A 12,236-nucleotide genomic window follows, 5' to 3' on the forward strand; every position below is an offset into this window, starting at 1 on the left:
CCTGCACGGGGGGTTCTCGCCACCCGCCTCTTATTGTACTGTCCGTCTAATAAGCTGGCGCGCGGGAACCCGCAGGAGCAGGCACCTGGAGGCAGCCATGGCTCTCACCCGGCAGGCGACCGAGCACGGCCACACGGCGGCCGACGACGACGTCTCGAAGCGGCTGCTGGAGTCGGCCGCCACCCTCTCCTTCGACCCCATGGCCGAGATCGACTGGGAGGCCCCCCTCCCGGAGGAGCACTACGGCCTCAACCCCGAGTGGAGCACCCTCTACGGCACCCGGCTCTGGGGCGAGATGACGGAGTGGCAGCGGGTCACCCTCACCCGGCACGAGGTCTGCTCGATCATGAACACCGGCATCTGGTTCGAGATGATCCTCCAGCAGATGGTGCTGCGCGACCAGTACCTCAAGAACCCCGCCAACGCCGAGTTCCAGTTCGCGCTCACCGAGATCGCCGACGAGTGCCGCCACTCGATCATGTTCGCCCGCGCCTGCCAGAAGATGGGCGTCCCCGCCTACCGGCCCAACACGGTGATCGCCCAGGCGGGGCGCGCCTTCAAGGCGCTCGCCAAGGGTGAACTCGCCTACGGCGGCATCCTGGTGGCCGAGGAGGTGCTGGACGTGATGCAGCGCGACTGGATGCGCGGGGAGAACGTCCTGGAGATCGTCCGCGGCACCTCCCGGATCCACGTGGTCGAGGAGTCACGGCACATGAAGTTCGCCCGGCAGGAGATCCGCGAGCGGATGCGCCACGCGGGCCCCGCGCGCCGCCGCACCTCGGCCACCGGCATCGCGATCGGCGCGTACGTCATCGTCAGCAGCATGGTCCACCCGGGCGTGTACAAGGCCGCCGGGCTGGACGTCGCGCGGGCGCTCGCGGAGGTGAAGGGGAGCGAGCACCGCAAGGCGATGATGCGCAACAGCTCCCGGCACCTGATGGCGTTCCTCGCCGGGGCCGGGCTGCTCACCAGCCGCTCGGCGGCCGTCTACCGCCGCGTGCACATGCTCTGACGGCGAACCGGGGCGACGACCCCGGAGCCGACCGACCAGCTAGGAGCCCACCCCGGCCATGGCCTACGCGATCACCCGTACCTGCTGCAACGACGCCTCGTGCGTCTCCGTCTGCCCGGTCAACTGCATCCACCCGACCCCGGACGAACCGGAGTTCGGCAGCACCGACATGCTGTACATCGACCCGCAGGCGTGCATCGACTGCGGCGCCTGCGCGGACGCCTGCCCGGTGGACGCGGTGTTCCCGGTCGACCGGCTGCGCGGGCCGGACGTCGTCTTCGGCGAACTCAACCGGGACTGGTTCCGCGACCACCCCAACGACCACGCCTGGGGTGTGCCCAGCTTCCCGCGCAGCCTGCCCGGCGAACTCGGCACGCTGCGGATCGCCGTGGTCGGCACCGGCCCCTCCGCCGGGTACACCGCGCAGGAGCTGCTGCGCTGCACCAGCGCCGAACTCACCATGATCGACCGGCTGCCGGTCACCGGCGGCCTGCTGCGGCACGGCGTCGCGCCCGACCACCAGTCCACCAAGCGGATGGCGGAGAGCTTCGCGAGCGTCTTCCACGACCCCCGGCTGCGGATGCACCTCAATCTGGACGTCGGCACCGACGTCACCCACGAGGAGCTGGCCGCGCACCACCACGCGGTGGTGTACGCGGTCGGCGCGGCCGCCGACCGGCGCCTCGGAGTGCCCGGCGAGGACCTGCCGGGCAGCCTGCCGGCGACCTCCTTCGTCCGCTGGTACAACGCCGACCCGACGGTGCCGGCCGACGCGGTGGAGCTGTCCGCCGAGCGGGTGGTGGTGGTCGGCAACGGCAACGTCGCGGTGGACATCGCCCGCGTCCTGCTCACCGACCCCGACCGGCTCGCCGCCACCGACATCGCCGACCACGCCCTGGCGGCGCTGCGCCGCAGCAGGGTCCGGGAGGTCGTGCTGCTGGCCCGGCGCGGGCCCGAGCAGGCGGCCTGGACCAGGCCGGAGTTCCTGGCACTGGCCCGGCTGCCCGGTGTCGAGCTGGTGGTCGAGGACCACCCGGAGGTGCGGGCCACGATCGAGGCGGCCGCGCCGGACTCCCGGGCCGGGCTGCTCGCGGGCCTGCCGCTGGTGCGCCACGACGGGGGCGCGGAGCCCGGACCGGGGCGGCGGATCGTGCTGCGCTTCCTCTCGGCGCCGGTCGAGCTGACCGGTGAGGACGGCCGGCTCTCTGGGCTGACCGTCGAGCGGACCACGCTGACGGCGGACGGCGAGCCGCTCGGGGTGGCGGGGGAGGGGGACACCCTGCGAGCCGGGCTGGTGGTGCGCTCGATCGGGCACCGGGGCGTACCGCTGCCGGGGCTGCCGTTCGACGAGCGGACCGGGACGGTCGCGCAGCGCGGTGGCCGGGTCGTCGACCCGGCCACCGGACGGGCGCTGCCGGGCGCGTACGTGGTGGGCTGGGCCAAGCGCGGGCCGTCCGGCGGGATCGGCGCCAACCGGGCCTGCGCCCGGGAGACGGTGGACGCGCTGCTGGACGACGCGGTGGCCCGGGCGCTGCCCGAGCCGCCTTCGGGGCGCGCGGAGTTCGAACGGCTCGTACGGCGGCGCCGGCCGGACGCGATGGGGCTGAGGGAGCTGCGCGCGGTGGACCGGGCGGAGCGCGAGCGAGGAGCGGCGCAGGGCCGGCCGCGGGTGAAGCTGGCGACGGTGGAGGAGCTGCTGGCGGCGGGCCGACGGCGCTGAGGCGCGCTCCCGGACCCGGCATCCGGGGCCCGCGCGGGTGGACGGGCGGGCCTTCCGGTTGACGTGGCCGTGACCCGGCGCGACAGTTCGGACGTCAGCCGCACCGTCCCCCGCCCGGCCGGCAGCACCGCTCGTCCACGGCGGCGGTCACCTCGCCGGCTTGACGGCCGTGTGAACGTACCAGGCGACGTACTCGCGCACGTCGTACATCTCCACCGTGGAGCGGAGGTTGAGCCATCGCGCCGGGTCGCCGAAGCGGCGCAGCACCTCCCAGGGCAGCCGGAAGTACGCGTGCACCGCCTCGGTGGTGGGCGTGTAGTACGGCGTCGCGTCCAGGGCCTCCTCGACCTCGAAGCCGGCCGCGGCGAGCAGCTGCGGCAGGTTGCCCGCGTGGTAGAGCCGGGCGCCGGTCATCGCCATCGAGTCCAGGTACGGTTCGAGCAACGCCCTTGCAGATGGCGGCAGTTCCTCCAGCGGCCCGGTGCTCATCGGGCCGAGCAGCACCAGTCGGCCGCCCGGGCGCAGCACCCGGTGGAACTCGGCCAGGGCGCGGGCGGGGTGGTAGGAGTGGACGAGCGTCTCCATCGAGTAGGTCCCGTCGAACTCATCGTCCTGGAAGGGCAGTTCGTGGTAGTCGCCCCAGCGGAAGACGGTCCGGCCGTCCAGGGCGGCGCGGGCGCTCAGCCGACGGGCCTCGGCGAGGTGGAAGTCCAGCACGTCGACCCCGGTGACCAGCAGCCCGAACCGGGTCGCCATCGCCCGGGCCACCACCCCGGCTCCGCAGCCCGCGTCCAGCACCCGCGATTCGGCGGGCAGGGCCAGCTTGCGGCCGAGCACGTCCTCCAACTGCCGCTGCGCCCGCCACAGTCGCCACTTCGACTGCCCGGGCTCGGTCCACCCCCAGTGCCGGGCGTTGCGCGCCACCCGGGTGTAGAACCACCGGCTGCCGGTGCGTCCGTACACCCGGCGCAGCGCGGCGAGGTCGAGTTCCTGAGCGCCCATGCGGACACGCTAGCCGCGCTCCGGCGGCCCCTCCCGGCGGCGCCACGGGGGCTGCGCCGCCGGGAGGGATGGTGGGCTCGTCGGACCAGGTGATCAGCCGATCAGGGGGTCCCGGCGCCCGGCGGACACCAACTGCTCCGTTCCCCCGCCGGGCCCGCGCCCTGTTCGGTCCCCCACCCGATCGAGCCGGACCTGCCGGACCTGCCACCGGACCTGCCGGAACGTCTCGCGGACCTGCGTCTCGCGGACCTGGTGCTGGACGGCCGGACTGCGCAGGCAGGCGTAATCGCACCCCGGAACGTGAAGTGCCGGCAACCCCCTCGGGGCCACCGGCACTCGCGGTACCGCTACCGGCTCAGGCCGCGCCCGCCGCGCCGCGGAGGATGGCCTGGCCGTCGCGGTCGCGCAGGGTCAGGGCTGCCGGGAGCACCGCCGCCGTCAGGGCGATCACCGCGCAGGTGGCGGCGAGGGCGGCCATGACCGTCCAGGGGATGACCGCGGGGGTCGGCCCGACCAGGTTGGTCAGGGCGGCCCAGGAGCCGCCCACGCTGATCGCGGTGCCGAGGACACCCAGGAGGGTGCCGGCCGCGACGCACATCAGGGTTTCGAGGGTGACGGTGCGCAGCACCTGGCCCTTGGTGGCGCCGGCGAGGCGCAGCAGGGAGAGCTCCTGCCGGCGGTCGGTGACCGTCATCACCAGGGAGTTGGCCAGCGTGATGGCGGCGTAGCAGATCGCCAGGCCGAGGATCATCAGCAGGGCGTTCCAGGAATCCCGCTCGGTGCTGTCGGTGGCGGCGGACCAGACCTCCTCGGGGGTGGTGAGCCGGGCGCCCAGCCCGTCCACGGCCGTCCGCAGCGCGGCGGTGGCCTGCGCGCGGTCGGTGCCGGGCAGCAGCCGCAGGTCGATCCGACCGGCCAGGGCCGGGCCGCCGACACCGCCGGTGACGGCGTTCGGGCCGGTCACCCAGGCCTGGACGGCTTCGGCACCGGTGCCGAGCAGGGCGGCGACCCGCAGGTCCCGCGGGGTGCCGTCGGCCAGCCGGACGGACACCCGCCCGCCGACCGCGGGTGAGCCGGGCCAGGTGCGGCTGAGCACGATCGAGTCGGGACCGAGGTCGGCGAGCGAGCCGGCGACGACCGGGAGCCGGTCGACCTCGGCCAGCGCGGTGGGGTCCGCCGTCGCGGCGCGGAAGGACACCAGGGCCTGACCGGTCGGGTCGACGGCCAGCAGGGCGGTCGGGGTGATCACCAGCGCCTGCACCCCGGGGACGGAGCGGACCCGCTCCGTCACGGCAGCGCTCAGGCCGGGGGTGCCGGCCGGGGTGACGACCAGGTCGGAGGCGGACAGCTGGTGGCGGACCTCGGTGACCTGCGAGCGGTTGATGGTGTCGATGCTGCCGAGCAGGCACCCGGCGAACGCGATGATCAGCACCACCGGGGTGGTGGTAGCGGCGGTGCGCCGGAAGGCGCTCAGCGAGCTCTGCCGGGCGGTGGCCCAGACGATGCCGCCGCCGTCCTCGGCGGCGCGGCCGCGCAGTCGGGCCACCAGCCCGGGCAGCGCGGTCAGCAGTCGGATCGCCGGTCCGGCCAGCACGGCCGCCAGCAGTACGCAGCCGGCGACGATCGCCAGCAGCAGGGCGAGCGAGTCGGCGACGTTGGCCGCGGTGTCCGGCCAGCTGCGCGCCGTCAGCACGAGGGCCGCGATGCCGCCGCCGAGCACCAGCAGGCCGCTCACCCAGCGGAAGGCCAGCGCGAGGCGCGAGGTCCGCTCGGCGTCCGCCTCCGAGAGCGCCTCGCCGGGGCTGATCAGCCCGGCCTTCACCGAGGAGAACACCACGCCGGTGATCGCGGTCAGCAGCCCGATCGTGCCCGCGACGAGCAGCCCCCACCAGGTGACCGGGACGGTGAACTCCGCCGGCACCAGGTCGTGGTCGACCAGCCAGTGGCCGGCCGGCGCCGCCCCGGCCGCGCCGAGCGCGCACCCGGCGGCGGAGGCCAGCACGCCGACCACCAGGGCCTCCCGGTTGACCAGGGTGCGCAGCTGCCGGCGGGTGGCGCCGATCAGCCGCAGCAGGGCGAGTTCGCGGCGGCGCTGGGCGATCGACAGCGCGAAGGTGCCGCCCACCACGAACACGGCGGTGCCGCCGGAGACCGCGGCGGACAGGCCGAGCGGGGTCTGCACGGCGTCCAGCCGGGCGCTGACCTCGGTGTGGTGCGGGTCCGCCTGGCCGCGCTCGGTGCCGGTGAGCACCCGGGCGACGCTCGCGCCGCCGGCCGCGTCCACGGCCCGGCGCACCGCGTCGGCGGGGCCGAAGGCGGCCAGCGCGCCGACGGCTGGGCAGTACCGGGCGGCCTGGGCGTCGGTGAAGAAGACGGCGTGCTCGAACGGCTCGGCCTCGGTGACGCCGGAGACCGTCGCGCTGTGCACGCCGCCGGCGGTGACGTACCGGACGCGCTGTCCGACCTGCTCCGGGCGGCCGCCGCCGATGACGACCTGGTCGTCGGCGGCGGGGGCGGCGCCGGCGGTGAGCCGGTAGCCGCCCAGGGCCGCGCTGGACCAGGCGCGTCCGACCTGGTCCCGCGGGCCGTCGGGGAGCTGGGCGTAGAAGGTGCGGTCCTCGACGGTACGGCCGGTCGCGGCCACGGCGGCGATCAGTCCGGCCGGCAGGCCCGGCTGGGCGGGGACCGGAGTCGGCTGGACGTCGCCGTCGGTCGAGGGCTTGAAGTCCACGTTCAGGTCGGCGGTCACCAGGACCGGGGCCTCGGAGAAGCGCTGGCGGCCCTGGTCGGGGACGTCGACGGTGGCGGCGATGACCAGGATGGACGTGGCCATCAGGGCGACGCCGCAGGCCAGCGCGACGAAGCTGCCGACGAACGAGGCCCAGCGGAGCCGGACGGAGGCGAGGGCGAGGGTCAGCACGCCACGGCCTCCGACGCGTGAGCCTCCGCCGAGTGAGCCTCCGGCCTCTGGGCTTCCAGCGCGGTCATCCGGGCGGCGACCTGCTCGGCGGTGGGCCGCTCCAGCGAGCCGGCCAGCCGGCCGTCCCGGAGGAAGAGCACCTGGTCGGCGTAGGAGGCGGCGACGGGGTCGTGGGTGACCATGACCACGGCCCGGCCGGGGTCGTCGGCCATCCCGCGCAGCAGGGCGAGGACCTCGCGGCCGCTCCTGGTGTCCAGCGCGCCGGTAGGTTCGTCGGCGAGCAGCACCGCCGGGCGGGTGATCAGCGCCCGGGCGATGGCGACCCGCTGCTGCTGACCGCCGGACAGCTCGCCCGGCCGGTGCCCGGCCCGGTCGGCCAGGCCGACGGCGGCCAGAGCGGCGGTCACCTCGGCCGGCGCGGGGCGGCGGCCCGACAGCTTGGCCGGGAGCGCCACGTTCTGGGCCGCGGTCAGGGCGGGCAGCAGGTTGAAGGACTGGAAGACGAAGCCGATCCGCTCCCGGCGCAGGACGGTCAGCTCCTTGTCGCGCAGCCCGCCGAGGACGGTGCCGTCGACCCGTATCTCGCCGCCGTCGATCGCCTCCAGCCCGGCGGCCGACCGCAGCAGGGTCGACTTGCCGGACCCGGAGGGGCCCATGACGGCGGTGAAGGTGGCGAAGGGGAACCCGACGCTCACGTCGTCCAGGCCGACGACGGGTTCGGGCCCGCGCCGATAGGTCAAGCGGACGGAGCGGAGTTCAACGGCGAAGCGCGCGGCGTTCATGATCATATTTCATCGCGCCGGCCGAATGCGGCGCCATGATCACGGGTTCAGTTCCGGGGGTGTAGCCAGCTACACCCCGCGCCACATTCGCTTCAGCTCCGCCCACCGCTGCGCCTGCTCCGGCGTCAGGGTGCCGCACAGCTCGGCCAGCTTCAGCAGCTGGGCCTCGGCGTCGGCGCCCAGCGGCTGGGCCTCGGCCCGGTAGTGGTCGGCGAGCAGGGCGTCCAGCTCCGGGCGGGTGAGCGCGGGGTCGAGGCGCTGGGCGAGCCTGGCCATGTTGCGGTAGGAGCCCTGGAGCAGGAACGGCGGCTCGGTGCGGGCGCGGTCGTCCTGGGCGGCGGAGGCCAGGTAGGCCCGGTTGACGGCCAGGACGGTGCCGCGCAGGTGGAGCAGCCCGGCCAGGACGGCGGTCATCCGCTCCACCTCGGCGGCCGGCCAGGCGACGGACAGGGTGCCGCCGGGGGTGCCCGCGGCCCGGGCGAGCAGGGTGTCCAGGTCGGCGCGCTCGGCGGTGGCGAGCGGGGCGAGATGGGGATTGGCGGGCAGGGCGTTCTCGACGAAGCTGAGCGCGAAGAGGTCCTCGCGTCCGGCGACGGCGTCACCGAGGTTCCAGACGTCGGCCCGGTTGGCGAGCATGTCGGGCAGCCGGAAGAGGCGGCCGGACTCGGTGTAGGGGTTGGCGGCCATCACCACGGCGAAGCGCCTGCCGCGCAGGTCCCACTCGCGGGCCTCGCCGTCCCAGACGCCGTCGATCCGGCGCTGGGCGTCGCACAGCGGGATGAAGCGCTGCAGGAACTCGGGCGAGGTGTGCTGGACGTCGTCCAGGTGGAGCAGCACGTTGTCGCCAGCGTGCAGGGCGAAGTTGAGCTTCTCCAGCTCGCGGCGGGCGGTGGCGTCGGGGGCGTCGGCCGGGTCCAGCGAGGTGGCGTGGTGACCGAGCGCCGGGCCGCTGACCGGGACCAGCAGCAGCCCGAGCCGCTCGGCGAGGTACTCGACCAGGGTGGTCTTGCCGTAGCCGGGCGGCGAGACGAGCAGCAGCAGGCCGCTGCGGTCGACCGGCCCGCCGGAGTCGACGGTGCCCAGCTGCTTGGCGAGGTTGTCGCCGATGAGCGGCAGGTACACCTGGTCGATCAGACGGTTGCGGACGAAGCCGTTGAGCGGTGCGGGGCGGTACTGGTTGAGCCGCAGCCTGGCGTGCTCGGCGGCCAGCAGCTCGCCGCGCAGCCGCTGGTAGGCGCGGTGTCCGGGCACCTCGACGGACTCGAACTCGCGGACTCGCGCGAGCAGTTCGTCCAGCCGGAGGTCCAGGGCGCCGCCGGAGATCCGGGGGTGGTCGCCGAGCAGCCCGGTCAGCCGGGTGGCGACGGCGCCCTCGGCGGGGCGGCGCGGCAGTGAGGGGCAGAGCAGGACGGCGGCGGCCTCGGCGAGGTCGCCCGGGTCGGCGTCGGGGGCGGACGACTCCAGCCAGGCGTCGGCCAGTTGGCGCCGCACGGGGAGCAGTGAGGGCTCCTCGGGAAGCGCGGCCAGGGCCTCCGTCAGCCCGGCGGACTCGGGTGCGGCGTGGAACTTCTCCAGCAGCGCGGCCGCGCCCGTCGAGTGGGCGAAGGCCGGTGCGGCGACGGCGAGTTCGGCCACCAGGTAGTCCCCGGCGCCAGCCGCGTACGGCACGAACCCGGCGACGGCGTCCGACAGTTCGGCGGCCAGTGCGGACAGCGCGGACAGCGCCGGCACCGGCCCGTGCGCCCGGCGGGCGAGGCCGAGCGAGCGGGCCCGGGTGTGCCAGACCAGCCGCTGCCGCTCGTCCGTACCGTGCGCCCAGTACAGCTGGGCCGCCGCCCGGGCGGCGGCCGGGTGGCGCAACAGGCCGGCCTCGGCGTCGAGTCGGAGCAGGGCGCGGAGCACCAGAGCGGCGTCGTGGTCGTGCACCCCGCGCTGGTAGCCCTCGTCCGGGCGCCGTTCGGCGGCCCGGCGGACGTACTCCAGCAGGTCGGTCTCCTCGGCGAGCGCCTCCGGCGAGGCGGCCAGCAGCAGGCTCGCGGCCAGGTACTCGGCGCGGTAGAGCGCGGATGTCTCGGAGGGCAGCGGCCGGTCCCAGTACCGCTCGGTGGCGGCGAAGGCCGGGTCGGCGACGGGGGAGCGGTAGGCGGTGCCGGTGAGGGTGAAGGCGGGGCGGCCGCGCCAGGGCAGCAGGGTGAGTTCGGGGCGCTGGGTGGTGACCGCGAACAGGTGGCGGCCCAGGCGCAGGGTGCCGGGGCCGTCCCCGGCGAGTTCGGCGCGGTCGCGCAGGGCGCGGTGGGCACGGCCGCGGGCGGCGCGCAGCCGTCCGGTCAGTTCCTCGGCCCGGACCCGGTCGCCGAGTTCGGACAACTGCCGGGCCAGGTCGCGGAGTTTGACGGCGGTCGGGTCGGCGGCCAGGGCGGCGTCGATCTCGGCGGCGGTGCCGAGGGCGGCGAGGCGACGGTGCAGGGTGTCGAGGACGCGCTCGGCGGAGGCGGCCAACCGGTCGGCCCGGCGGGCCCGCTCCTCCAGCAGGTGCTGGCGGCGGGCGGTGAGCGCGTGGTGGATCCCGGTGCGCTGCTCGGCGAGCTGTTCGCCGAGCGCCGGGTCGGCGTCGGCGAAGCGGGTCTCCAGCTGCTCGACCCGCAGCAGGAGCCGACCGAGCCGGTCGTCGCAGGCCTCGGGGGTGTCGGCGGCGGCGAGGGCGGCGGTGACGGCCTGGGCGAGCAGCGCGGTCTCGGCGGCGAACTCGGCGGCGGCCTCGCGGGTGCGCAGCTCCCGGCGGCGGACGGTCAGGGTGGTGCGGGCCCGGTTGAGCAGCCCGAGCACGTCGGCGAGCCGGTCCAGGATCGCGGTGCGGGTGGTGGCGTCGGCCAGGTCCAGGGTGCCGACCAGCTCCGAGACGGTCTGCAGGGCCTCGCTCTGCTCGCTCAGCCACTCCGCCAGCGGGTCTGCCTCGGCGGCGGTGGCGATGGCCGCGCAGTTCTCGGCCAGTTCACCGGCCCGGCGCCGGTGGGGCTCGAAGGCGGCGGGTTCGGCGAGCTGGACCACCGCCCGGTCGGCGGCCTCGGCCAGCCCGGCGGCGAGGTGCTCGGCGAGCGCGTCGATCCGCTGCCCGTCCACCCGCGGCAGATCGCGCAGCGCCTCGACCCGGCCCTGGGCGCGGCGCAGTGCGGCCAGCCGGTCGACCCACTCGGCGGCGTCGGCGAGGGTCTCGCCGCGCGCGGTGCGCAGCAGGCCCTCGACGTGCTCGGCGGTCTCCTCGGTGCGGGCCGCGGCGTGCGCGGTGAGCTGGGCGATCGCCTCGTACTCGGCGATCACCTGTCGGGCGGTGTCGCGGATCTCGGCCAGCGGCGCGGCGAGGTCGCCGAGGCCGTCCTGGCCGAGCCAGTGGTGCCGGTCGGCGGTGCGGGTGCAGGCGGCGAGCACGGCCCGGTGCCCGGCCGGGGTGTCGGCGCCGGCCGCGGCCAGCCGGGCCAGGGCCAGGCAGTCGGCCAGGCCGCGGACCAGGTCGGCATTGCCGATCCTGGCCAACGGGCCCGTTCCGGGCGGCTGTTGGGCGGCGTGGCGCTCGCTGGTGAACGGGCTCTGCCACAGCTGCACGGGGTGCAGCCGGGTGGGCCCGTCCTCGGCCGGGCGCAGGGCGACGAGGGTGCCGTCGTCGAGCAGCGCGTAGCCCTGGCAGGCGAGCGGGGCGGCGGCCTCCTGGCGGACGGAGTTGTACGGCTGGAGCAGCGCGTGCCCGTCGGCGGCGGAGCGGAACTCGTACAGCACGTCCTCGCCGTTGGGGGAGAGGAGGGTGCGCTCGTACACCAGGCCGTCCACCGGCTGGTCGAAGACGCGCGCGGTGCCGTCGGCGAGGTGGCAGCCGCCGGGGAAGGCCACGCCCTGGTCGGCGGGCAGCCGCAGGCAGGCCTGGCCGAGGGCGTCGATCCGGGTGACCCGGCCGGTGGGCAGGTGGACCACCAGGTGCCGGAGGGTCTCCTCCTGGTACGGGCGCACCCGCACCAGCAGCAGGGTGGCGAGCCGGGCGTGGGCGATCTGGGCGTCGGCGAGGGTCTGCAGGGCCTCGGCGAGCGGCTCGTGGTGGAGCTCGCGGCCGTCGGGGGCGGTGAGGGTGAGCCGGCCGCCGTCCACGCCGAGGTGGAGTTCCCCGGCGAGGTCGGCGCGCGGCGCGGTCCCGGGCTCGGCGGTCAGCTGGTCGTCCCGGGTGAGGGGCGTCCAGTCGAGCTGCTGGCCCTCGGCGGGGGCGTGGTCGCGCTCGCCGCGCCCGTCCTGGTAGTCGGCCCGGTCGTCGTCGAGGCGCCAGCGCAGTACCCGCACGTCGGCGGCGGCCGGGCCGGTGCGGAAGACGGCGAGCAGCCGGCCGCCGACCGGGCGCAGCCGCTCCAGCCGGGCATCGCGGAAGTAGCGGCGCAGGTCGGCGAGGTCCTGGCGCAGCCGCGGGTCGTCCAGCAGGGTGCCCTCGGCGGGGGCGGGGGTCAGGTCGGGGTGGTGGAGGCCGAGGACGTCCCCGGTGTCGTCGGCGTCCGTGGCCTCGGCGGGCCGGGTGCCGAGCAGCAGCATCCCGCCGGCGGCGGTGAGGTCCTGCGGCAGGCAGGGCCGGGCGGTGGTGAGCCGCCCGGTGCCGGTGAGCCGCAACTCCCCGCCGCCGAACTCCTCGACCCGGCGGGCGTTCAACGCCTGGGCGCGGTCGGCGAGTTCGGCGGCGGCCCGGGCGAGCCGGTCGCGCAGGACCTCGTAGGTGCCGGCGTCGAGCCGGGTGGCGGGGGTGTCCACGGTCAGTTCCTCGGGTGCTCTGCG

Annotated in this window: 6 protein-coding genes; 2 read left to right on the forward strand and 4 right to left on the reverse strand. The window is 75.8% G+C overall.

The genetic code is table 11. From position 1 onward, the window contains the following. Nucleotides 1-97 precede the first annotated feature (97 nt). On the forward strand, nucleotides 98-1,012 hold the full coding sequence (locus ACFV1W_RS15310; RefSeq protein WP_380416650.1) for a diiron oxygenase: 915 nt from the start codon (nucleotides 98-100) through the stop codon (nucleotides 1,010-1,012). Between the two features lie 58 nt (nucleotides 1,013-1,070). Continuing rightward, entirely contained in the window at nucleotides 1,071-2,732 is a 1,662-nt protein-coding gene (locus ACFV1W_RS15315; RefSeq protein ID WP_380416653.1) for an FAD-dependent oxidoreductase, read from the forward strand. A gap of 147 nt (nucleotides 2,733-2,879) precedes the next feature. On the opposite strand, the gene ACFV1W_RS15320 is transcribed toward ACFV1W_RS15315, so the two are convergent. The 4 genes from ACFV1W_RS15320 to ACFV1W_RS15335 form a co-directional block, all read right to left on the reverse strand. Further along, nucleotides 2,880-3,734, reverse strand: a complete 855-nt coding sequence (locus tag ACFV1W_RS15320) for a methyltransferase domain-containing protein (RefSeq protein WP_380416655.1) — start codon at nucleotides 3,732-3,734, stop codon at nucleotides 2,880-2,882. A gap of 355 nt (nucleotides 3,735-4,089) precedes the next feature. Then, nucleotides 4,090-6,654, reverse strand: a complete 2,565-nt coding sequence (locus tag ACFV1W_RS15325; RefSeq protein ID WP_380416656.1) for an FtsX-like permease family protein — start codon at nucleotides 6,652-6,654, stop codon at nucleotides 4,090-4,092. Continuing rightward, nucleotides 6,648-7,436, reverse strand: a complete 789-nt coding sequence (locus ACFV1W_RS15330) for an ABC transporter ATP-binding protein (RefSeq protein WP_380416659.1) — start codon at nucleotides 7,434-7,436, stop codon at nucleotides 6,648-6,650. The genes ACFV1W_RS15325 and ACFV1W_RS15330 overlap by 7 nt, the downstream gene beginning before the upstream one ends. Nucleotides 7,437-7,505: 69 nt before the next feature. Further along, nucleotides 7,506-12,212 carry a DNA repair ATPase gene (locus ACFV1W_RS15335; RefSeq protein ID WP_380416661.1) on the reverse strand — a complete coding sequence of 1,569 codons (4,707 nt, stop codon included), beginning with the start codon at nucleotides 12,210-12,212 and terminating at the stop codon, nucleotides 7,506-7,508. Nucleotides 12,213-12,236: the final 24 nt, after the last annotated feature.

Origin of the sequence: Kitasatospora sp. NPDC059648, assembly GCF_042734825.1 — a bacterium.
Taxonomy (GTDB): Bacteria; Actinomycetota; Actinomycetes; order Streptomycetales; family Streptomycetaceae; genus Kitasatospora.